Origin of the sequence: Paracoccus bogoriensis (assembly GCF_019431455.1) — a bacterium.
GTDB classification, from domain to species: Bacteria; Pseudomonadota; Alphaproteobacteria; order Rhodobacterales; family Rhodobacteraceae; genus Paracoccus; species Paracoccus bogoriensis.
Genome location: NZ_JAHYSR010000025.1, coordinates 1 through 22,356, shown reverse-complemented (window position 1 = coordinate 22,356; position 22,356 = coordinate 1). Strand labels below are relative to the sequence as shown.

Annotated in this window: 19 protein-coding genes, 1 tRNA gene and 1 pseudogene; 7 read left to right on the top strand and 14 right to left on the bottom strand. The window is 67.6% G+C overall.

Annotation, left to right across the window (positions count from 1 at the left end):
• The first annotated feature begins 23 nt into the window (after nucleotides 1–23).
• A complete protein-coding gene (locus tag KY389_RS12215; protein WP_219831272.1) occupies nucleotides 24–1,049 on the top strand; it encodes a TraB/GumN family protein in 1,026 nt (341 codons plus the stop codon).
• 5 nt (nucleotides 1,050–1,054) lie between these two features.
• On the opposite strand, the gene KY389_RS12210 is transcribed toward KY389_RS12215, so the two are convergent.
• Nucleotides 1,055–4,006: a hypothetical protein gene (locus KY389_RS12210; protein ID WP_219831271.1), complete on the bottom strand. Its 2,952-nt coding sequence runs from the start codon at nucleotides 4,004–4,006 to the stop codon at nucleotides 1,055–1,057.
• Between the two features lie 234 nt (nucleotides 4,007–4,240).
• On the opposite strand from KY389_RS12210, the gene KY389_RS12205 reads away from it, so the two are divergent.
• On the top strand, nucleotides 4,241–4,999 hold the full coding sequence (locus tag KY389_RS12205) for an SIMPL domain-containing protein (RefSeq protein WP_219831270.1): 759 nt from the start codon (nucleotides 4,241–4,243) through the stop codon (nucleotides 4,997–4,999).
• Nucleotides 5,000–5,077: 78 nt separating this feature from the next.
• Here the strand turns inward: KY389_RS12205 and KY389_RS12200 are convergent, their stop codons facing one another.
• Both KY389_RS12200 and KY389_RS12195 read right to left on the bottom strand, forming a co-directional pair.
• The gene (locus KY389_RS12200; RefSeq protein ID WP_219831269.1) at nucleotides 5,078–6,364 is read right to left on the bottom strand and encodes an O-acetylhomoserine aminocarboxypropyltransferase/cysteine synthase family protein; all 1,287 of its coding nucleotides are present in this window, start codon (nucleotides 6,362–6,364) and stop codon (nucleotides 5,078–5,080) included.
• Between the two features lie 122 nt (nucleotides 6,365–6,486).
• Nucleotides 6,487–7,329: an AAA family ATPase gene (locus tag KY389_RS12195; protein WP_219831268.1), complete on the bottom strand. Its 843-nt coding sequence runs from the start codon at nucleotides 7,327–7,329 to the stop codon at nucleotides 6,487–6,489.
• 172 nt (nucleotides 7,330–7,501) lie between these two features.
• Here KY389_RS12195 and dksA point away from each other — a divergent pair, with 172 nt between their 5' ends.
• Together dksA and KY389_RS12185 are read left to right on the top strand one after the other, a co-directional pair.
• Nucleotides 7,502–7,924 carry an RNA polymerase-binding protein DksA gene (dksA, locus tag KY389_RS12190; protein WP_219831267.1) on the top strand — a complete coding sequence of 141 codons (423 nt, stop codon included), beginning with the start codon at nucleotides 7,502–7,504 and terminating at the stop codon, nucleotides 7,922–7,924.
• A gap of 43 nt (nucleotides 7,925–7,967) precedes the next feature.
• Complete coding sequence (locus KY389_RS12185; protein ID WP_219831266.1) at nucleotides 7,968–9,095, top strand: FAD-dependent monooxygenase; 1,128 nt, start codon at nucleotides 7,968–7,970, stop codon at nucleotides 9,093–9,095.
• Nucleotides 9,096–9,162: 67 nt separating this feature from the next.
• Here KY389_RS12185 and glmM read toward each other — a convergent pair whose 3' ends face one another.
• The 7 genes from glmM to KY389_RS12150 form a co-directional block, all read right to left on the bottom strand.
• Nucleotides 9,163–10,506: a phosphoglucosamine mutase gene (gene glmM / locus KY389_RS12180; protein ID WP_219831265.1), complete on the bottom strand. Its 1,344-nt coding sequence runs from the start codon at nucleotides 10,504–10,506 to the stop codon at nucleotides 9,163–9,165.
• The gene (gene folP / locus KY389_RS12175; protein ID WP_219831264.1) at nucleotides 10,503–11,489 is read right to left on the bottom strand and encodes a dihydropteroate synthase; all 987 of its coding nucleotides are present in this window, start codon (nucleotides 11,487–11,489) and stop codon (nucleotides 10,503–10,505) included. Before folP ends, glmM begins: the two co-directional genes overlap by 4 nt.
• A 12-nt stretch (nucleotides 11,490–11,501) precedes the next feature.
• Nucleotides 11,502–12,323, bottom strand: coding sequence for a dihydroneopterin aldolase (locus KY389_RS12170; protein WP_246588098.1), 822 nt, complete (start codon nucleotides 12,321–12,323; stop codon nucleotides 11,502–11,504).
• Nucleotides 12,324–12,368: 45 nt separating this feature from the next.
• The gene (locus KY389_RS12165; protein ID WP_343222953.1) at nucleotides 12,369–12,830 is read right to left on the bottom strand and encodes a cell wall hydrolase; all 462 of its coding nucleotides are present in this window, start codon (nucleotides 12,828–12,830) and stop codon (nucleotides 12,369–12,371) included.
• 484 nt (nucleotides 12,831–13,314) lie between these two features.
• A complete protein-coding gene (locus tag KY389_RS12160; RefSeq protein ID WP_219831263.1) occupies nucleotides 13,315–15,858 on the bottom strand; it encodes a putative PEP-binding protein in 2,544 nt (847 codons plus the stop codon).
• Between the two features lie 92 nt (nucleotides 15,859–15,950).
• Entirely contained in the window at nucleotides 15,951–16,562 is a 612-nt protein-coding gene (locus KY389_RS12155) for a peptidylprolyl isomerase (RefSeq protein WP_219831262.1), read from the bottom strand.
• Entirely contained in the window at nucleotides 16,555–17,061 is a 507-nt protein-coding gene (locus tag KY389_RS12150; RefSeq protein WP_219831261.1) for a peptidylprolyl isomerase, read from the bottom strand. Before KY389_RS12150 ends, KY389_RS12155 begins: the two co-directional genes overlap by 8 nt.
• Nucleotides 17,062–17,242: 181 nt before the next feature.
• Here KY389_RS12150 and KY389_RS12145 point away from each other — a divergent pair, with 181 nt between their 5' ends.
• Complete coding sequence (locus tag KY389_RS12145) at nucleotides 17,243–18,445, top strand: phosphoglycerate kinase (RefSeq protein WP_219831260.1); 1,203 nt, start codon at nucleotides 17,243–17,245, stop codon at nucleotides 18,443–18,445.
• A gap of 63 nt (nucleotides 18,446–18,508) precedes the next feature.
• Here the strand turns inward: KY389_RS12145 and KY389_RS12140 are convergent, their stop codons facing one another.
• The gene (locus KY389_RS12140) at nucleotides 18,509–19,006 is read right to left on the bottom strand and encodes a hypothetical protein (RefSeq protein WP_219831259.1); all 498 of its coding nucleotides are present in this window, start codon (nucleotides 19,004–19,006) and stop codon (nucleotides 18,509–18,511) included.
• A gap of 224 nt (nucleotides 19,007–19,230) precedes the next feature.
• Here KY389_RS12140 and KY389_RS12135 point away from each other — a divergent pair, with 224 nt between their 5' ends.
• Nucleotides 19,231–20,157: a class I fructose-bisphosphate aldolase gene (locus tag KY389_RS12135; protein ID WP_219831258.1), complete on the top strand. Its 927-nt coding sequence runs from the start codon at nucleotides 19,231–19,233 to the stop codon at nucleotides 20,155–20,157.
• Between the two features lie 85 nt (nucleotides 20,158–20,242).
• Here KY389_RS12135 and purN read toward each other — a convergent pair whose 3' ends face one another.
• A complete protein-coding gene (purN, locus tag KY389_RS12130) occupies nucleotides 20,243–20,836 on the bottom strand; it encodes a phosphoribosylglycinamide formyltransferase (protein ID WP_219831257.1) in 594 nt (197 codons plus the stop codon).
• Complete coding sequence (gene purM, locus KY389_RS12125) at nucleotides 20,833–21,873, bottom strand: phosphoribosylformylglycinamidine cyclo-ligase (RefSeq protein WP_219831256.1); 1,041 nt, start codon at nucleotides 21,871–21,873, stop codon at nucleotides 20,833–20,835. Before purM ends, purN begins: the two co-directional genes overlap by 4 nt.
• Nucleotides 21,874–21,980: 107 nt before the next feature.
• Between purM and KY389_RS12120 the strand changes: the two genes are divergently transcribed.
• Nucleotides 21,981–22,057, top strand: a tRNA-Ile gene (locus tag KY389_RS12120).
• Here KY389_RS12120 and KY389_RS12115 read toward each other — a convergent pair.
• Nucleotides 22,052–22,356, bottom strand: a pseudogene (locus KY389_RS12115) (hypothetical protein); the annotation flags it as partial. The gene KY389_RS12120 and the pseudogene KY389_RS12115 overlap by 6 nt on opposite strands.

Below are 22,356 nucleotides of genomic sequence, written 5' to 3'. Positions count from 1 at the left end.
GCAGACGGATCCGAGGGGGTGACATGGCGGGCAGGATCGCATGGGCATTGGCATTGCTGGCCGGAATGGGTCTGTCGGCGCAGGCGGCCACGATCTGCGAAGGGCGGAACCTCTTCGAGACGATGCCGGCCGAAGATGCGGCAGCCATCGAGGCCGCGACCGAGGGCGTGCCCTTTCGGCGCGGCCTGGTCTTTGATGCCAGGCGCGACGATCTGCGGATCGTTCTGGTGGGAACCTATCACTTCGATGACCCGCGCCACGCGGACACGCTGGATCTGGTGCGCCCGGAATGGCAGGGCGCGACCGCGCTGCTGGTCGAATCGGGCCCCGAGGAGCAGGCACGTCTTGCCGCGGCGCTGGCCGCCGACCCGAATCTGATGGTCGATGCCACCGGCCCGACCCTGCCCGAGCGGCTGTCGCCCGAGGAATGGGCCAGGCTGTCATCGGCCCTGTCGGATCGGGGCATTCCGGCGATCATGGCCTCGCGGATGCGGCCCTGGTATCTGTCGATGATGCTGGGCCTGTCCCCTTGTATGCTGCGCCAGGCGGCGGAATCGGGCGGGGTGGTGCGCGGGCTCGACCAGTTGATGATGGACGAGGCCCGGGCGCGCGGCCTGCCGGTCCTCTCGCTCGAGCCGTGGGATACGATCTTCACGCTTTTCGAGAACCTTTCCCCCGAGCAGGAACTGGACATGATCCGCGCGAACCTGCCATCGGCCATGCTGGCCGATGATTACGCCGTCACCCTGACGGACAGCTATTTCCAGGGCGATGTCTGGAAGATCTGGGAACTGGCCCGTCACGATGCCCATGCCCATTCCGGACTGGACTCTGCCGTGATCGACGCGCAGATCGCACTGATGCAGGACCGTCTGATGGACCGCCGCAACCGCGCCTGGATCACCCCTCTGCTGGAGGCGGCGAACGAAGCCGCGGATCAGGGTGGCCATGTCGTCGCAGCCTTCGGCGCGTTGCACCTGCCTGGCGAGGCGGGTGTCCTGAATCTGCTTGCCGCCGAGGGGTTCGCGATCACACGCCTGGATGACTGACCGGGCTATTGCCCATTCAGCACCCCAAGCGCCTGGATCTGGCCGTTGCGGTTATAGAGGATGCGGCTGTCACGGATTTCGGTGATGGTGCCGCCATTCACGCGGTCGCCGATCCGCAGCGTCAGGATGCGCCCGTTCGACAGCCGCACCAGAGCGCGGCTTGCCTGGCCTGCGCCGATCGTGCCGATGATCTGGGTGCTGTTCAGGCGGATGCCGTCCTTCACCGTCGCTGTTGCGGCGGCATTGCCGATGGCGCCTTGCGGGATCGCGGCAACGACATCGGGTTCGTTGTCGATTTCCGGCGGCTTGTATTGCTGGTTGCGCGCGGCGGCCTGGCGGGCCTCGGCCTCGGCCTGGGCGCGGGCGCGGGCTTCGGCCTGGGCGCGTGCCTCGGCCTCGGCGCGGGCGTCGGCGGCGGCCTGGGCGCGGGCGCGGGCCTCGGCCTGAGCCTGCAATTCTGCATCAAGCCGGCGCTGTTCCGCCAAGGCGGCTTCGGCGGCCTGTGCCTCGGCTGCCGCGCGCAACTCGTCCGCCGAGGGCACAGCGGCTGCGCTGACGACCCCAGCGGGCGCGGCCAGCGCGGCGGTCGAAGCCGCCATGGCGTTGCTGGTCACGGTCGAGCCGATGGCGCCGGACCGGGCCGCGCTGCTGCGGCGCGGCGGCAATTGGGACGAGGTCAGCCCGGTCAGCGCGACCGCCCCCGGCGAGACCGGCGACGAGGCAACGGCCGCGGCGATCGCCTCTTCCACAGCGGCCGGGCTGAGCGAAGCGCCGCCGCCGCGCGGCTTGGCCCGTGGCCGGGTCGAACGCGCCAGCGACACCAGGGATGCGCCCGGCGCGTTCGTGACAGCGGTTGTCGGGGCAGCGGTTGTCGGGGCAGCGGGTGTCGGGGCAGCGGGTGTCGGGGCGGTGCTGCGGGGTTGCGGGCGGTCGCTGCCGACGGCCTCGGACAGGGCCGAGCGGACGGCGTCCTGACTGGGCCCGCGCAACGCGACGGGTTTGCGTATTGGCCGCGCATCCGCGATCTGAAAGATCAGATCGCGTTCGGCTTCGGAAAGGCCGGTGGCCCCGATTTGGGCGGTCCGCAGGTCGCGCAACTGGCGGTGCAGAGCCTCGATCTCGGCCTCGGTCAGGCGGCGCGGCGCCTCTTCGAGGGCGCTGCCCTCGTCCAGCATCGAGAGATTTGCGGGCCTGCCGGGCGGTCGCGACGAGGCGGGTGCAGGTGGCGCTGCGGAAGCGCCGGCGGGGCGGATTTCCTGCGCGCCGGCAGCGGGCGTCGGGCTGGCGGTTGCCGTGGGGCGGGGGGGCGTGGCCGGGCGTGCAGGCGGGCGGGCACTGGCGGCGGGACGCGCGGGTGCGGCGACGGCGGCCGGCGGCTCGGCCGAAATGGCCGGGCTGGGATCGGGGCTCGGCGGTGCAGCGGCACGCATGGGCGCGGCGCGTGGCGGTCGCTGCGAGCTGTTCAGCGGCGAGAGTGTCGGGCCTGGACGCTGAGCAGCGGGCGCGGTCTGCGGCGCAGTCCTCGGCTGTCCGGTCGGGGCAAAGCCATCGGCCGGCGCAGGTGCAGGACGCGGTGCCGCGGCAGGCGGCGTCGAGGCAGCAGGATCGGCCGCGGCGGGGTTGGCTGTTGCCGGTCCGGTCGGCTGGAGTGCGGCCGTCTGCGGGCCTGCGACCTGGGTCGGCGCTTCGGTCGCGGCCGTCGGGGCGTTGGCGATCGCGGAAAGCGCCGCCAATGCAGTCTCGGACGGAACCTCCTGCTCGGCTGGAGGAAGCTCGGCGGCAGCGGCGAGTGCCTCGTTCAGCGCGCGGGCCAGCGCATCGGCTTCGGCCGGCCGGGGCGCGACCGAGGCGGTTGCCTCGGCGGGCTCCTGCGTCTCGGGCAGGGCGCGCGCCGGTTCCGGCAACGCCTCGGCCGTCGCGGCCTCGGGCTGATGTTGGGGTTCGGGTTGGGGCTGGGCGCGCGCCGGATCCGACGCAGGTTGCGCCGCGGCCACCTGGCGCTGATCGGTTGCGTCGCTGTCGCGGCCCCAGACCCAGAGCGCTGTCAGGATCGCCACCACAAGCAGACCCACCATCACCGGCAGGCGCGTCAGGTCCAGACGCGCCAGGTCGATCCGGGGCAGGGCGGCCAACCAGGACCGTCTGTCATCGGGCCGTCGAGGCAGCGTTTCGGCGCGCAGGTTGCGCGCACGCGCTGCACGTTCGTGGACGGCCCGCGCGCGCGGTGACAGGGCGGCCTCTTTCTGGCCGTGACGGATCACGGGCGGTGTGCGTCCTTCCGGGCGCGCGCCGACAGCCTCAGTTGATGTGCTGGCGGCGGGGGCCTTGTCACGGGCCGGCGCTGGCATGACGGACGGGACGACATGCGGCGTCACCCGCGAAATCGTCACCGGCGGGGGGGCGGGCTCGTCCGTCAGCTCGATCACCGGGGCGGTGACTCGGGCCTGCATCAGGTCGGGCACGCTGAAGGGGCGGCGGTCGAACTGTTCCGCCGCCAGCCGCGAGGGACCAAAATCGGGGCAGCCGTCAAAGCGATCATCGCCGGGACGGGCCTGAAACCCCGAGGGGCGGAAGCCCTGCGCGCGGGCAAAATCCTCGGCCTCGTCCAGGGTGCGCCGCGTCACGGCGGCCACGCGCAGTGTCTCGATGTCGCCATTGGCGGCGGGGCACCAGTCAAAGGCCAGATCTTCCGCGGGGTAGGGGGTCATCCCTTCCAGCGCGCGGGCGATCGTGGCCTTGGTATCCGACCCGAAGGGCACCGTCAGCGTGGTATAGAGTATCTGATCGTCGGGGATGACCAGCACGGTGTCCAGTTCACCCGCCTGTCCGCCCGCCTCGTCGCGCAGGGCGTTCAGCACAAAGGCCAGATCGCCCCCGGAAAAGCGCGCCTGACCCAAAGGGCGCCAGTCGCGCCCCTCGCGCTTTTCCAGCATCACGGCCTCTTCCGTGAAGCTCATGGCAAATTCCGGTGCGGCGGCGTGCTGGTTCATCGTCTGTTTCGCTGCTCATCTGCGGGGCGCCTCGATGAACGCACCCGTCGTTTCTGTCTCTCATGAGTAGCCCAATTCCGCCTTTTGGGAAAGCAGAACTGCCGTGCCCGTGATGGCTTTTCCCGGTTCCGTGATTGGCATGTCCCAAGCCAATGCGGCAGTGTGTCGCCATTCCTGCCTGTGAACGAAAAGGACCAATCCATGTCGCAGTTCTTCCGGCCTCTGCCTCTGTCCGTCGCTGCGCTTGCGCTGTCGCTGGCCGTGCCGGCCCTGGCGCAGGCGCCCGCCTTGGCCTGCGGGGCCGATCACGGCCCGTCGCGGCTTGCCGTCTGGGGCGAGGGACAGGCCCGCATCGCGCCCGATCTGGCGACCGTCCATCTGGGTGTGACGACGCAAGCGGACAGCGCCGCCGAGGCGATGCGCCAGAACGCCAGCCAGCAGAACGCCGTGATCGAGGCGCTGCGCGGCGCGGGTCTGGCCGATGCCGACATCCAGACCTCGGGGCTGAATCTCAGTCCGCTGATGGATTACCGCGACGGTCAGGCGCCGCGCGTGACCGGCTATCAGGCCAGCAATGTCGTGGCGATCCGCGTGACCGAGCTTGCCGGGCTGGGCGGCGTGCTGGACGCCATCGTCGAGGCCGGCGCGAACGAAATCCGTGGCATCGAGTTCAGCCGCGAGAACGGGCTTGACGCCGTGGACGAGGCGCGCCGCGACGCGGTCGCCGATGCCCGCCGCAAGGCCGAGATCCTGGCCGAGGCCGCAGGCCTGACGCTTGGCCCCGTCCTGTCGCTGCGCGATCAGCCGCGTGGCCATGACGGTCCGCGCCCGATGATGCGGATGGAGGCGGCGATGGACAATGTCGCAACCCCCGTCCAACCGGGCGAGCTGACCATGCAGGCCGCGGTCGAGATCGAATACGCATTGATCGGCGACGGCGCTTGCACGCCGCTGGATTGATTTGTCAGGACGGACGGGCGCGCGGAGAACAGGCGCGCGGAGGATGGGCGCGCGGATCACGCCGCGCGCCCTGCCGGTTCACGCCGTCGCGGCGGCCAGCGCCTGATCCAGGTCCGCGATCAGATCCGCGACATCCTCAAGACCCACCGACAGGCGCAGGATCTCGGGCGCAGCGCCTGCGGCGCGCTGCTGCGCCTCGGTCAGCTGGCGGTGCGTGGTCGAAGCCGAATGGATCACCAGCGACCGCGCATCGCCCAGATTGGCGACATGGCTGAACAGCTTCAGCGCGCCCACGACCTTGACCGCAGTCTCGTAGCCTCCTTTCACCGCAAAGGTGAACAAGGCCCCCGCCCCGCGCGGATAAAGCCGCTTCGCCGTTGCGTTCCAGGGCGAGCTTTCCAGCCCGGCATAGGTCACGTATTCGACGCGGGGGTCGTTTTCCAGCCATCTGGCCACGGCAAGTGCATTCGCGACATGACGCTCCATCCGCAGGCCAAGCGTCTCGATCCCCATCAGCGTGTAATGCGCGCCCTGCGGGTTCATCGTCATGCCAAGATCGCGCAGGCCGACGGCGATGCCGTGAAAGGTGAAGGCCAGCGCGCCGAAGGTCTGGTGAAAGACCAGCCCGTGATAGGCGGGCTCGGGCGCTGACAGGCTGGGAAACCTGTCGCTGGCCGACCAGTCGAACTTGCCGCTGTCCACGACAACCCCGCCGGTGACGGTGCCGTTGCCGGTCATGTATTTCGTCAGGCTGTGCACGACCAGCGTGGCGCCCATCTCGATCGGGCGACAGAGCCAGGGCGTGGCCAGCGTGTTGTCCACGATCAGCGGGATACCCGCCGCGTCGGCAATGGCCGCCACGGCCGGAATGTCGGTGACATAGCCGCCCGGATTGCTGATCGATTCGCAGAAGATCGCGCGCGTATCCTCATTGATCGCGGCGCGCAGCGCGTCGGGATCGTCGAAATCGACGAAGGTGGCCGACCAGCCGAAGCGCCGGATCGTCTGGCTGAACTGCGTGACCGTGCCGCCGTAAAGTCGCGTCGAGGCGACGATGTTGCGCCCCGGTGCCATCAGCGGAAACAGCGCCATGATCTGCGCCGCATGGCCCGAGGAACAACAGACCGCACCGGCACCCCCTTCCAGCGCGGCGATGCGCGCCTGCAAGGCCGAAACCGTGGGATTGGTCAGGCGCGAATAGATATAGCCCACCTCCTGCAGGTTGAACAGCCGCGCGGCATGGTCGGCGTCGCGGAACGCATAGGCGGTGGTCTGGTAGATCGGCACCTGCCGGGCACCGGTGGCGGGATCGGCCGCGGCCCCCGCATGGATTGCCAAAGTGTCGAAACCCTGTTTGTCGCTCATTCTGTCCTCCTCGCGGCAAGCAGCCCGACCCTAATGCCCCCGCTGCGCGCCGGGCAACGGCAAAGCCCCTGCTGGGGAGGAAAATCGCGGCTGCATTCCCCTGGACCTTGCGCCGGCCCGCCTCAGCGGCCTTGCCGCCGGGCCATGAAGGCCAGCTTCTCGAACAGCGCCACATCCTGTTCGTTCTTCAGCAGCGCGCCATGCAGGCGCGGCAGCATCGTGGCCGGATCGCGGGCCAGATCCTCGGGCGCCAGATCCTCGGCCAGGATCAGCTTCAGCCAGTCCAGGAATTCGCTGGTCGAGGGCTTTTTCTTCAGGCCCGGCACCTCGCGCAGTTCGATGAATTGCCGCAGGGCCTCGTCCAGCAGGCGCGGCTTCACGCCGGGGTAATGCACCTCGACGATGGCACGCAGGGTCTGAGCATCGGGAAAGCGGATGAAGTGGAAAAAGCAACGGCGCAGGAAGGCGTCGGGCAGATCCTTCTCGTTGTTCGAAGTGATGATGACCACGGGCCGGTGACGCGCACGCACGGTCTCGCCGGTTTCATAGACATGAAACTCCATCCGGTCCAATTCCTGGAGCAGGTCATTGGGAAACTCGATGTCGGCCTTGTCCACCTCGTCGATCAGCAGGACGACCCTGCTTTCGGCCTCGAAGGCCTGCCACAGCTTGCCCTTGCGGATGTAATGCGCGACATCATGGACGCGTGGATCACCAAGCTGACTGTCGCGCAACCGGCTGACCGCGTCATATTCGTAAAGCCCCTGCTGGGCGCGGGTCGTGGATTTCACATGCCATTCGATCAAAGGCAGGCCCAGCCCGGCGGCGACCTGGCGGGCCAGTTCGGTCTTGCCGGTGCCGGGCTCGCCCTTGACCAGCAGCGGGCGTTCCAGCGTGACGGCGGCATTCACGGCCAGGGCCAGTTCCGGCGGGGCGACATAGCGGGCGGTGCCAGCAAATTGCATCCAATTTCTCCTCTGCGGACTGGGTTCGGCTTGGGGCGCGTGCGGGACCGGAACAGATTTGCACAATACGCATCAACACAGTTCCCAGCCTAGTGACAAGCTACACGTCATACTTTATGGGGACGCGCAAGGTGCCGGAATTTCTGATCCGCCCGGCGCCGCCGGAGGACGTATGAAAGCCCAGACCTTCCTTCCCGAGGACTATCGCCCTGCCGAGGACGAGCCCTTCATGAACGAGCGTCAGCTCGAATATTTCCGGCGCAAGCTGGAAGCCTGGAAACAGGAGCTGCTGGAACTCTCGGCCGAGACATTGGAAGGCCTGCAAGACAGCGCCCGCGCCGTGCCCGACCTGGCCGACCGCGCCAGCGAGGAAACCGACCGCGCCATCGAGTTGCGCACGCGCGATCGCCAGCGCAAGCTGGTCGCCAAGATCGACGCCGCCCTGCGCCGGATCGAGACCGGCGAATACGGCTATTGCGAAATGACCGGAGAGCCGATCAGCCTGCGCCGCCTCGACGCACGTCCCATCGCCACCATGACGCTCGAGGCGCAAGAGCGTCACGAACGCAAGGAACGCGTGCACCGCGACGATTGACCGAAAGCCGCCCCTTGGCGGCCGCTGCGACGGAGGGCGGGGCATGGGCCATCTGGCGGGGCAAGGGATCAGCGTGATCGGGGCGGGCATCGGCGGCCTCACCGCCGCCATCGCCCTTGCCCGGCGCGGCGCCGAGGTGACGATTCTCGAACGCGCCCCGGAACTGACCGAAATCGGCGCCGGCATCCAGCTTTCCCCGAACGGGATGCGTGTCATCGACGCGCTCGGCTTGGGCGAGGCGATTCGCGCCGCCTCGCTGCCAAGCCTCGCGGTCGAACTGAACGACCAATGGGCAAGGCCCGTCATCCGGCTCGATTTCCGGGCCCGCAGACCGGATGCGGATTTCCGTGTCATCCATCGCGCCCGGTTGATCGAATGCCTGGCCCGCGCCGCCGGGCAGGCGGGTGTCAGGCTGAAACTCGGCCAGCCGGCAAGGGCCATCCCGGCCGATGGCCTCGTGATCGGCGCCGACGGACTTCACAGCGTGACCCGTCAGGTGCTGAATGGCCGCGAAGTGCCCTTCTTTACCGGCCACACGGCCTGGCGCGCGGTCATCCCCGATGACGGCACCGGCCCCACCACGGCGCGGCTCTACATGGCGCCGGGACGGCACTTGGTCAGCTACCGGCTGGCAGATGGACTCAGAAACATCGTTGCAGTGCTCGAACGCCGCGACTGGCAGGACGAGGGCTGGTCCCAGCCCGGCGACCCGCAGGCCATGCGCAATGCCTTTGCCGCCCTGAGGGGTCCGGTCCCCGACTGGCTGGCGCGGGTCGAGACCGCGCATCTCTGGGGCCTCTTCCGCCACGATGTTGCGCGGATCTGGCAGGATGGCCGCGTCGCGCTCGTCGGAGACGCAGCCCATCCCACGCTGCCCTTCCTCGCCCAGGGCGGCGTCATGGCGATCGAGGATGCCTGGACATTGGCCGCCTGCCTCGATGCAGACCCCGATCCCGCCGCCGCGATGACCCGCTATCAGGCATTGCGCGAGCCGCGCTGCCGCCGCATCGTCGCGGCCGCCAATGCCAATGCCAGAAACTACCACCTTTCGGGCGCGCGGCGCCTCATCGGCCATAACGCACTCAGGATGATCGGTCGCCTTGCGCCAAAACTGATGCCCTCACGCTTCGACTGGCTCTACGACCACGACCCGACCGCAGAGACCCCCTGATCCTTTGCCTTGGTCCCAATATCCCGGGCGTCCGGGGGCTGGCCCCCGCCGCTTTCGCCAGGGGCGATCAGGCCGCGGCCTCGACCGCCGCGACGATCCCCTCAACGACCTCGCGCAGGGTCGTCTCGTTCTCGGCCTCGGCCATGACCCGGATCAGCGGCTCGGTCCCCGAGCGGCGGATCAGCACACGCCCAGACCCGGCCAGCCGCGCTTCGGCATCCGCGATGACGCGCCGCACGGGATCGGCCGCCAGCGGATCGGCCCCTGCCGCATAGCGCACATTTCTTAGCATCTGCGGCACGGGATCGAATTGCCGCACCAGCGTTGCGGCATCCCTGCCTGTCTCGGCCATCGCGCCCAGAACCTGCATTGCGGCCATCAGACCGTCGCCCGTCGTCGCATGGTCGGTCATCACGATATGGCCCGATTGCTCGCCGCCAAGATTAAAGCCGCCCTTGCGCATCCGCTCGACCACATAGCGGTCGCCGACCTTCGTGCGCTCCAGCCGCAGGTTGCGTCCGTTCAGGAACCGCTCCAGGCCCAGATTCGACATCACCGTGGCGACCAGAGTGCCACGGGCCAGCCGCCCCTGCTCGGCCCAACGCCCGGCCAGCAGCGCCATGATCTGGTCGCCATCGGCAATCGCGCCATGCTGGTCCACGATCACCACCCGGTCCGCGTCACCGTCAAGGCTGATGCCCAGATCGGCGCCACGGTCGCGCACGGCCGCCGCGCAGGCCTCGGGGTGGGTGCTGCCCACGCCGTCATTGATGTTGAACCCGTCCGGCTCGACACCCAGAGGGATCACGTCGGCGCCCAGTTCCCACAGCACTTCGGGGGCGGCGCGATAGGCCGCGCCATTGGCACAATCCAGAACCACCCTCAGCCCGTCCAGCCGCAGCCCGCCGGGCAGAGTGGTCTTGGCATATTCCATGTAGCGCCCGCGCCCGTCCTCGATCCGCTTCGCGCGGCCGATATTGGCGGGCTGGGCGGGCTGGATCTCGCCTGCGACGATGGCCTCGATCTCGGCCTCGGCCTCGTCGGACAGCTTGAAGCCGTCGGGGCCGAAGAACTTGATGCCGTTATCCTCGGCCGGGTTGTGACTGGCCGAAATCATGATCCCCAGATCCGCCCGCATCGAGCGCGTCAGAAATCCCACCGCAGGCGTGGGCAACGGGCCCAGCAGCAGCACGTTCATCCCCGTGCTGGTCAAGCCTGCGGTCAGCGCGTTCTCCAGCATGTAGCCCGAAAGCCGCGTATCCTTGCCGATCACGACGCGATGGCGGTTCCGCCCGTCCCGGCGGAAATAGCGCCCGGCGGCGGCGCCCAAGCGCAGGGCCATCTCGGCGGTCATCGGATGGCTGTTCGCCCGCCCGCGCACCCCGTCGGTGCCAAAGAGTTTCCGGCTCATGCGCCTGCTCCTTCTTCGTCGTTGATCGCAGCCCAAAGCCGCAGCGCCTGCACGTGATCGGCCACGTCATGCACCCGGTGCAGCTGCACGCCCTGTTCCAGCGCCATCATCGTCAGCGCCAGCGTGCCCGGCCCGCGATCCTCGGCCCGCGCGGCCCCGCCGATCGTGCCGATGAAACGCTTGCGCGAGACGCCCAGCAGGATCGGGCAGCCCAGCCCATGATACAGCGAAATCCGCCGCAGGATCGCAATATTATGCGCCTCTGTCTTGCCGAAACCGATGCCGGGATCGACCAGGATTCGTGCGCGGGGGATGCCCGCCGCTTCGGCGCGCGCAATCCGTTCGGCCAGCGCATCATAGATGTCCAGCAGCACGTCGCCGTAGCGCGGGTCATCCTGCATCGTTTGCGGCAGACCCTGCGCGTGCATCAGGCAGAGTGCCGCGCCCCGATCGGCGACCAGAGGCGCAAGGGCCGCATCGAAATCAAGCCCTGACACATCGTTGACCATTCCCGCACCCGCCTCGAGCGCGGGGCCGGCGACGGCCGCCTTGCGCGTATCGACCGAGACCGGCGCCACCGCCGATGCGGCCCGGATTGCTGGCATGATGCGGGCGATTTCGTCGCTGGCAGGAATCTCGAGCGCACCGGGCCGGGTGGATTCGCCGCCGATATCCAGAATGTCGGCGCCAGCGCGGGCCAGCGCCAGCGCATGGCTGACCGGATCATAGCGGCCACCATCGGAAAAACTGTCGGGCGTGGCGTTGACGATACCCATGATACGGGGCCGGTCCATCGCAAGCCCCATGAGCGACGCGCGAGGGGCGGTCAGGGCGGCGATCACATCCTCTGGCGCGTCGTCCACGATCCGGGGGGGCGCGTCACGGCAAAGACGCTCGAACCGATCAAAATGCGTCCAGCCCCCTGCAAGGCGCCAGCGTCCCGTCCGCGATTGGGGTATGGGGCGGAAATATTCCCGTCGCATCGCGGGGCCGGCTCAGACCGTGATCCGGCCGACCGGCGTATTGGCGCCGTCGGGCGGGTCAGGCAGGCAGGTGTGGGGCGGCAGGGCAAAATCGACGCGCTGCGCCTCGATCCGTCGCGCCAGCCAGAAGCCAAGCTGTGCGGGCGTCAAACCGGCCTCGGGGGTGTCGGCGGCCAGCCTGGCAGGCGCCCAGATCACGGGCATTTCCGCGTGGATTGCGGCGTCCAGTTCGGTCCGCGTGCCCGCAACCTCCAGCCCTGTCAGGCCGGCCAGCGCCCAGGCAGCCTGGTCCATCGCCAGAAGCGCGATCCGGCGGGGGCAGCCCCCCTGCGGCAGCGGCAGGCCCGGCGCGTCCGGCACGATGATCGCGGCCTCGCCCCGGCGCGGGATCGCGGGCGAGTCGCGTTCGGGCGCGGGCGCCAGCCAGACAAGAACACGCGCGGCAGTCCTGGTGCCGGTGGCCGAGACCCGTGCCGCATCGCGCGTGATCGAGACGCCTAGCGCGCCGGGGCCGCGGTCCAGCTTTTCGACCGTCACCTCGATCCGGGCGGCGCGGGGATGCGCCAGAACCTCGGCGGCGATGCGTTCGGCCAGCGTCTCGACCAGGTTGTAGCGTTGATCGGCAAGCGCCGTGGCGACCGCCTGGGTCAGCACATCATAGGACAGGACCGCGTCCACATGATCGTCGGCGCCGCTGACCGTCTGACGCAGGTCCACCAGCAGGTTGAAGCGCAGCCGCTGCTGGCGGCCACGCTCGGACTGGAAGGCGCCGATCTCGGCCGAAACGACGTGATCGCGCAGAAAGATGCGGTCGGGATGCTCCATACCCGCCATTCACAGCAAATCCGGCGCCACGGCAAGCCCTGTCGCGCCGCAACCTCAGTTCGAGGCCAGCCGTGCATTGTCGCGGTAAAAGATGTGCCTGCCGATCTGGGTCGTCCGTTCGAAGCGGCGCGACCAGGCGGGGCGCACAGAGGGTGTGTGGAAGTAGGTCGCACCGCCGGTCAGGGTGCGGGGCTGGCCCGACAGGGCGGCCTCGGCGATGGCGCGGGCGCGCTGATAGGCGGCGCGGTTGTTCATCGGCGGAACGCCGCGATTGCGATAGCTGAACTGGCTGGGCTGGCGCACGACGCCGCAAACCGACGAGGGGAAGGCGCGACTGTCCACGCGGTTCAGGATCACCTCGGCGACGGCCTGCTGGCCGCGCGCGCCTTCGCCGCGCGCTTCATGATAAAGCGCCTCGGTCATGCATTCCAGATCGGCTTGGGACACTGTCCGGACAGCAGGCCCGGCACTGGCCAGAGAAAGTTCCTCGGGATTGGCGGACGGCGTGGTTTTCACCTTCACAGCATCGCTATTGGCGTATAGGAGCGGGGAACGGGCCGAGGCTTCGAGTCGGATCGCGGCCATCGTGGCAGACGCGGAGGGGCCGAACAGCGCGGCATCGGATGTGAAGAGCGAACCGCTTCCCCCTGCGGCGGCGCTTTCTGTCGTAAGTGGCAAGGCGGCTATGGCGCATAAAAGCGCGCAAGCCAGCCGTTCAAGCAGCTTTGGCATGGTCAGTCCTGTATAGCGTCAACCTGTTGACAGGTCGTGAACACGTCACCGGGACGAGCAGAGCCCCGGCACCGTATCGGGGGGACTGACTAGGTTTTTCGCGGCTGCATGGGCCATCCCACATCGGCGTGAGTCGGGCTGAAGTGCGGTTTCGCGAGAAAACCGGCGGGAATCCGCCAATCCTTTTCAGCAAAAAAGGCAGGTTTTGGCCTGCCCGGTCCTGTATAGAGCCTATTTCGGACCTTTTTTCAGGCTGTTGCAGCCAGAATCAATCAAGAGCGCCCGTCAAGCGAGCCCTGATGGCCGATTGTGCCGCCGCCAGCCGCGCGATCGGCACGCGGAAGGGCGAACAGGACACGTAATCGAAGCCCGCCTCGTGGCAGAAAGCGATCGATTCGGGGTTGCCGCCATGCTCGCCGCAGACCGAGATGGTGATATGGGGCGATTGACGCCGCGCGCGTTGCGCCCCTGTCAGCAGCAATTCCCCGACCCCATCCTGATCCAGCACGTGGAACGGGTCTTCGGCATAGACGCCCTGATTGACATAGGTGCCCATGAAACGCCCGGCATCATCGCGCGACAGGCCATAAGTCATCTGTGTCAGGTCGTTCGTGCCAAAGGACAGAAAGGCGGCATGTGCCGCGATATCGCCCGCCCGCAACGCCGCGCGCGGTGTCTCGACCATCACGCCCAGCTTGTAGGTGAAATCGGCCCGCCTTTCATTGCGCACCGCCGAGGCCACCGAGTCGATTCGGGTCTTGACCAGTTCCACCTCGCGCATGGCGCTGACCAGGGGGATCATGATTTCGGGCACGACGGGATCGCCCTTGCGGCTGGCCTCGACCGTGGCCTCGAAAATGGCGCGAGCCTGCATGTCATAGATTTCGGGCATCGTGATGCCCAGACGGACGCCGCGCATCCCCAGCATCGGATTGAATTCGGACAGGGCCTCGACCCGCCGGGTCACGTCCGACAAGGGCATGTCCATCGATTCGGCCAGTTCGCGCAGGCCCTCGCGGTCATGGGGCAGGAATTCGTGCAAGGGTGGGTCGAACAGGCGGATCGTCACCGGCAGACCGGCCATGATCTCGAAGAGGCGCGTGAAATCCTCGCGCTGCATGGGCAGGATGCGCGCCAGCGCCAGCCGCCGGTCGTCGGCACTGTCGGCAAAGATCATCTCGCGCATGGCGGGCAGGCGTTCGCCGTCAAAGAACATGTGCTCGGTCCGGCAGAGCCCGATCCCCTGCGCCTCGAACCGGCGGGCGACCAGCGCGTCCTCGGGGGTGTCGGCATTGGCGCGCACGCCGATCCCGCCCGCCTCGTCGGCCCAGGCCAGAAGCTGGGTGAAATTGTCGTCCAGCGCCGGGGGCAGCAGGGCAGCAGCGCCCGCCAGCACCTCGCCCGAACTGCCGTCGATGGTGATTTCGTCGCCCTCGCGGAATTCGCGCCCGCCCGCCATCAGCGTGCGGTTGCGCAGATCGATCCGGATACCGGTCGCGCCCACGATGCAGGGCAGGCCGAGACCACGCGCGATCACGGCGGCGTGGCTGGTCGTGCCGCCGCGTTCTGTCAGCACCCCCACCGAGGCGTGCATTCCGCGAATATCCTCGGGCACGGTCTCGCGGCGCACCAGGATACAGGGCTCGCCGCGGGCACTGGCAGCCTGGGCAGCGGCGGCGGTCAGCGCGATCCGGCCTGTCGCGGCGCCGGGGCTGGCATTGATCCCGCGCGTGATCAGATCGCGGGGCGCGCGCGGATCGACCTGATGATGCAGCAGATCGGCCAGTGCGCGCGGCTCGATCCGCATCAGCGCCTCTTCGGGCGGGATCACGCCGTCGCGCGCCAGACTGACGGCGATGCGCACGTCTGCGCGCGAGCTGCGCGCCAGCCGTGTCGCGTCGATGACCGAGACGCGGCCATCCGTCACCACGAATTCGATCAGCATTTCTTCGCGCAGCCTTTCGCGCGCGGCAATGCCGAAGCGGATCAGATCGGCAAAGGTCTGGGGCGAGACCTCCTCGAGCGAAGGGCCGCGTTCGTCGCGGGTCAGATACAGCGTCTCGGCGCCCGTGCCGACGGTCGTGCCGTGGCTTTGCCCACGGAAGCGGCCGGTCACGCGCGGCGTGCCAGTGACCGGATCGGCGAACTGGATCGTGCCCGACCCGCAAAGACCCGGCCCAAGCGCAAGCGCCATGTCCTGGATTACCAACCCAAGCGGCGCATCGGCGGGCGCCCCCTTGGCCTGACGCAGAAGCCGCGCGGTCGGCCCGTCCCAGGCCCGCGCCATCGAGCGGAGAACCTCGGCCAGCTGGCGCGCGGGGTCCTGGGGGAAGGGCTCGTCCATCTCGGATTCAAAGGCGGCAAGGGCGCGGGACAGAGCGCCCTCGCCCTCGTGATGGAACATGTCGGGATCAAGCCGCGCGATGTTGATGGCGTAGGATTGCACGAAGGACAGATACAGCGCATCGGCATTGGCGCGGCCGATTCGCGCGGCCAGGTCGGCATGAAGCGCATCGTTGATGCCCACGTTCAGAACCGTGCCCGGCCCGCCCCAATCCGGCATGACCGCCGAGGGGCGTACGCTGACCAGCCCGCTGCCCTCCTCGAAGATCCTGCCCAGATCCGCGATCGGCAGAGGACGACCCGCTGCGATGGCGCTAACCGTCTCGCAGGGCAGGGCAAAGCTGCGCGGGACCGGAAGATCCATGCGGATCAGCCGCTGCAGGCATTTCGCCCGCCATCCGTGCCGCGCACGAACGATCCCGGCCGAGGGGGTGATCAGGGTGATCTCGGATGTGATGCGCGTGTCCATGACGCGGCAGTCTAGCGAAGGCGCCGGTCATGCCGCAACTGCGAAATAAGGGGGCTGCAGCCCCCTTATACCTGTCTTTTCAGCAGGTTGTCTTACTCGGCGCTTTCAACGACCGTAACGCTGGCCATATAGTCGGGCGAATCGACCCGGCCATTGCCCGCGCGGGACGGATCCCCCAGACGGATCTGGTCCAGAACCTCCCAGCCTTCGATCAGTTGGCCGACCACCGTGTATTCCCCGTCAAGAAAGGGCGTGCGATCGAAATTGATGAAGAACTGGCTGTTGGCGCTGTCAGGGTCCATCGCACGCGCCATGCCCACCGTGCCGCGTTGAAAGGGAAGGTCGCTGAACTCGGCCGGCAGATCGGGCAGTTCCGAACCCCCGGTGCCCGCCATCGAGATGTCACCGCCCTGACGGCCATGCTGCACATCGCCGGTCTGGGCCATGAAGCCCTCGATCACGCGGTGAAACACGACGCCGTCATAGGCGCCCGAACGCGCCAGTTCGACCAGGCGTTCGGTATGGGCGGGGGCCACGTCCTCGAAAAGGTCCAGCACCATCGTTCCCTTGGGATTGCCCTCGGCATCGGCCAGTTCAATCACCAGGTTCGGTCCGGGACCATCCTCGACCTCGGGGTTCGTCTGGGCCAGCGCCATGCCGGCGGTCAGGGTCAGGACGGCGGGAATCAGGGCGAGCTTACGCATCGGCGGCCACCCTGACGCTGATCATGCGGTCGGGATTGGCGGGCGGCTCGCCGCGGGCGATCTTGTCCACATGCTCCATCCCTGAGATCACGCGGCCATAGACAGTGTATTGGCCGTTCAGGAAATGATTGTCCTTGAAGTTGATGAAGAACTGGCTGTTCGCGCTGTCGGGGTTCTGTGAGCGCGCAGCGCCAAGCGTGCCGCGGTCATGCGGCAGCTTCGAGAATTCGGCCGGCAGGTCCGGCAGATCCGACCCGCCGGTTCCGGCGCGGCGGATGTCGAAATTCCTTTCCATGTTCGCGTGCGCCACATCGCCAGTCTGGGCCATGAAACCCTCGATCACGCGATGGAAGGCCACATTGTCATAGGCACCTGCGCGGGCCAGTTCCTTCATCCGCGCGACATGTTTGGGCGCCACATCGCTGAGCAGCTCGATGACGACGGGACCGTCCTTCAACTCGATGATGATGGTGTTTTCAGGATCCTTGATCTCGGCCATGCGGCCCTCCTTTGCCTGGTTTGCCCCATGATCTAGGCGTTGACGCGCCCAAGGGCAACGCGCGAAACCGTGACGTGCTGCCCGACCGCGCGCCCCGGCAGGCTTTCGCCGCTGTTGACGCGCCGCCCGCCATGCGGGACAAGCCATCAGACAACGCCCTCATTGCCCGGAAGGATGCGACATGGCCAAGTTCAACACCATCGACGACATGGAACTGCAGGGTAAGGTCGTGCTGACCCGTGTGGATCTGAACGTCCCCGTCGAGAATGGCCAGGTGACCGACACGACGCGGATCGACAAGATCGTTCCCACCGTCAAGGACATCCAGGCCGCAGGCGGCATCCCGGTCCTTCTGGCGCATTTCGACCGCCCCAAGGGCCAGCGCGTCGAGTCGATGAGCCTGCGCCAGATCGTCCCCGCGCTGGAAGCCGCTCTGGGCCAGAGCGTCGTCTTTGTCGATGATTGCATCGGTGGCGTTGCAAAGCGCGCGGTGGCTGCTCTGCAACCGGGGGATGTGGCGCTGCTGGAGAACACGCGCTTTCACGCGGGCGAGGAACAGAACGACGCGACCTTTGCGGCCTCGCTGGCAGCACTTGGGGGGGCCTATGTGAATGACGCCTTTTCCGCCGCGCATCGGGCTCATGCCTCGACCGAGGCGCTGGCGCGGCTCTTGCCCGCAGGCGCCGGCCGGCTGATGGAGGCCGAGCTCAAGGCGCTGGACGCGGCTCTTGGCAATCCGCAGCGCCCGGTCATGGCGGTGGTGGGCGGGGCCAAGGTTTCGACCAAGCTGGACCTGTTGATGAACCTTGTGGACAAGGTCGATCATCTGGTGATCGGCGGCGGGATGGCGAATACTTTCCTTGTGGCGCGAGAAATCGAGGTCGGCAAGTCGCTGGCCGAACGCGACATGGCCGACACGGCCCGCGCGATTCTGGGCAAGGCCGAGGCAACCGGCTGCCAGATCCATCTGCCCGTCGATATCGTCGTCGCGCGCGAGTTCAAGGCGGGCGCCGAAAGCCAGACCCTGCCGGTCGGTGAATGCCCTGACGACGCGATGATCCTGGATGCCGGACCCGCGACGGTCGAGGCGCTGCGCCAGGCCATGACTGCCTGCAAGACGCTGATCTGGAACGGCCCGCTTGGCGCGTTCGAGATCGATCCCTTCGATGCGGCGACCAATGCCGCGGCGAAGACGGCGGCCGATCTGACGATGGCGGGCGCGCTGGTCTCGGTGGCGGGGGGCGGCGATACGGTCGCGGCGCTGAACAAGGCGGGTGTGGCCGGGGATTTCACTTTCATCTCGACAGCGGGCGGCGCTTTCCTGGAATGGATGGAGGGCAAGATTCTGCCCGGCGTTGCCGCGCTGGAAGCGGCGCGCCGCTGAGGCCGCTGCTGAGGCCGTGTGTCAAGGGCAGAGGGGGCGGGCACAGACCCGCCCCTTGTGCGTTCAGAAGCGGATGACGCGGCCGATAAGGCCGGGTTGCCCTTGGGGTGATTCGCCGCTCGATGTGGTCTGGCTGCTGCCGTTCGGGGCGGGCGCGGCTTCCTCGGCGGGGCGTGCGCTCTCTGATCTGGCTGATTGCCGGGATGCCGCCTCGGACTGGGCTGACGCAGTCGGGGAAGCCGCATCGTGCCGAGGTTCTGCCCCGTCCTCGCCGGAACTTGAGGGAACAGCTTCGGCAGGCTTGGAGCCGTCGTCGGATTTCCGTGCGCTGTTCTCGTATCGTTGCAACGATTTCAGCCATGTGCGGAACTCCGCCGCAGGGATGGATTCTTGCGGGTCCGAGATCACCTTGGCCCCCGCCGGTTCGGCCAGCGACCCGATTGCGGTGATCGGGCGCAGGAACAGGCTGCGCTGATCAGCGCCGATCTCGGTCTGGAGCGCGGGCGAGGCGATGCCGAACAGCGGCAACTGGTAATGGGCGAGGGTAGTGGTCATGAACATGACATCTCCTTTCTCGAATATGGCCCTCGCATCGGATATGTTAAGAAAATGCCAATATTTCTAACGCCAAATGATGAGCACTTTAATGATAGCGCCCGACTGCTGCGCCGGTGGGCATCGGGCAATCGCGCAACATGGGTCAATCCGCTGATTCTGTTAGCGTAACCAGCATTGCGACAAGGGACGCGCATGTTATCCAGCCGCAACGTCAGAGGAGAGATTTCATGCAGATGACCGACACGGTGCGCCGCATCCTGGCCAATTACGAGGGCGAGACGCCGGGCGTGAAGGCGCAGCTTGCGCGGATGCTGATGACCGGCAAGCTGGCGGGCACCGGCAAGATGATCATTTTGCCCGTCGATCAGGGCTTTGAACATGGCCCGGCGCGGTCCTTTGCGCCGAACCCGGCAGGCTATGATCCGCATTATCACTATCAGCTGGCCATCGACGCGGGGCTTAACGCCTATGCTGCGCCGCTCGGCATGATCGAGGCGGGCGCGGACACATTCGCCGGTCAGATCCCGACCATCCTCAAGGTCAACAGCGCCAACAGCCTGATGTCGGGCACGGCGGGCAAGAATCAGGCGATCACGGCTTCGGTCGATGATGCGCTGCGCCTGGGGTGCGCAGCCATCGGCTTTACCATTTACCCGGGGTCGGACATGGCGCTGGACATGTTCGAAGAGATCGTCGCCATGCGCAAGGAAGCCGCCGCCAAGGGCGTGGCCACCGTGATCTGGTCCTATCCGCGCGGCGAGGCGATCACCAAGGACGGCGAGACCGCCATCGACGTGGCCGCTTACGCCGCCCAGATCGCGGCCCTGATCGGCGCGCATATCATCAAGATCAAGCTGCCCACCGACCACCTGATGCTGCCCGAGGCCAGGAAGGTCTATGAGGAGAAGGGCATCGACATCGCCAGCCCGGCCGCTCGCGTGCGCCACTGCATGGAGGCCAGCTTCAACGGCCGCCGCATCGTGGTCTTTTCGGGTGGGGCGGCCAAGGGCGCGGATGCGGTCTATGACGATGCCCGCGCGATCCGCGACGGCGGCGGCAATGGCTCGATCATCGGCCGCAACAGCTTCCAGCGTTCGCGCGAGGATGCGCTGGAGATGCTGCAGAAGCTGGTCGATATCTACAAGGGCGCCTGAACGGGATACCTGATCCGAGGAACCTCAGGGATCATCCGTCATGCCGAACCGAACCGCCCGCCTGAAAACGCGGGCGGTTTCGCCTTCAGGGACCGATCAGGATGGGCGTGCGGTCCCCGGCCGCAAAGCGGCGCAGCACGGCAGGATAAAGCCTGTGCTCCTCGACCAGCACCCGCGCGGCAAGGCTGGCCGCATCATCGCCCGGCAGGATCCGAACGCGGGCCTGACCAAGGATCGGGCCCGCGTCCAGTTCGGGAATGACCTCATGGACACTGCACCCGGCCTCGGCATCGCCCGCGGCGATGGCCCGGGCATGGGTATCCAGCCCCGGATATTTCGGCAAAAGCGAGGGATGGATATTCAGCATCCTCCCCGCGAAACGCTGCACGAAGCCCGGTGTCAGGATCCGCATGAACCCTGCCAGACAAATGATGTCGGGCTCGGCCGCCAGCAGCGGGCCGAGCATCGCGCGCTCGAAGCCTTCACGGTCGCGGGGAAAGTCGCGGTGATCGACGGCTGCCACCGGTACGCCCAGGGCGCGCGCCCGCGCCAGCCCGCCCGCCTGCGGATCGTTCGACAACACAAGGACCGGGCGCGCGGGATGGGCGCCGTTCATGTCCTCGATCAGGCGCAGCATGTTCGAGCCGCCCCCCGAGATCATGATGGCGACGCGCTTCACGCAAGGCGACCCGAATAGCGGATGCCCGCGCCCAGCGTGACATGGCCGATACGATGCACGCTCTCGCCCGCCTCGGCCAGCAGCGCGGCCAGCGCGTCCGCACGGTCGGGGCTGACCACAAGGACCATGCCGATGCCGCTGTTGAAGGTCTTGAGCATCTCGGCCTGTTCGATTCCGCCCGCCTGCGCAAGCCAGGCAAAGACCGGCGGCAGCGACCAGGCGCCAAGGTCGATATCGGCGCCCAGACCCTTGGGCAGGATACGAGGCAGGTTCTCGGTCAGGCCGCCGCCGGTGATATGGGCCAGCCCATGCACGCCCCCTGCACGGATCGCGGCCAGAACGGGCCTGACGTAAAGCCGGGTCGGCACCAGCAGCGCCTCACCCAGGGTCGCGTCGGCAAAAGGCGCCTGGTCCGCCCAGCCCAGCCCTGCGCGTTCCGCAACCTTGCGGACCAGCGAATAGCCGTTCGAATGGACCCCGTCCGAGCCGAGCCCCAGCAGCACATCCCCCTCGGCCACGCCCGAGGGCAGCGCCGCACCGCGATTCATCGCGCCGACGGCAAAGCCCGCAAGGTCAAAATCGCCGTCGTGATACATGCCCGGCATTTCGGCCGTCTCGCCGCCGATGAGCGCGCAGCCTGCGGCCTTGCAGCCCCGCGCGATGCCCTCGACGACGCGGGCGCACTCATCGACCGACAGCTTGCCGGTGGCGAAATAGTCCAGAAAGAACAGGGGTTCTGCCCCCTGGCAGACCAGATCGTTGACGCACATGGCGACCAGATCCTGCCCCAGCCCATCCAGTTGGCCGGTGTCGATGCCGATACGAAGCTTGGTGCCCACGCCGTCGGTCGCGGCCACAAGGATCGGATCGTCATAGCCCGCCGCCTTGAGATCAAAGAGCGCCCCGAACCCGCCAAGCGCATCCATCACGCCCGGGCGGCGAGTCGCGGCGGCGGCCGGCTTGATCCGTTCGACCAGCGCATTTCCCGCGTCGATATCGACACCTGCGTCGCGATAGCTGATCCCGTTCTTCGTCATGGAGGCCCCCGGCTGAGTTTCGCACGCGATAGCCCAAGCCGGACGGCGGGGCAACGCCTGAGGTGCTTGACCCGCCTGCGCGGCCGGATTAACCCGGCATGGACGGCGGGCCTGTAGCTCAATTGGTCAGAGCAGGGCGCTCATAACGCCTTGGTTGGGGGTTCGAGTCCCTCCGGGCCTACCATCCGCCGTGTAAAGTTTTGTTTGTGCTGCGATTTATCGCCGGTTTACAGGAATCCGGGCCGGGTTTGCTTCGTTCTGGTCCTGTTCCATTCCCAAAACCAAGCCTCTTAAGCGCTGCCGCTTGGGTGTAGCGCTGCGCCTCGGCGAGCGTCTTGTGACCGCCCCAAGCCATGATCGCATGTGCTGATCCACCGTTTTCCGCGATCATCGTCAGGGCCGTCAGGGTCGTTTCCCCGCCGGTGGTGTAGCTGACGGGTAGCCCCGCTGGCCGCACGCGCGCTTTCCCATAGCGCCGTAGCG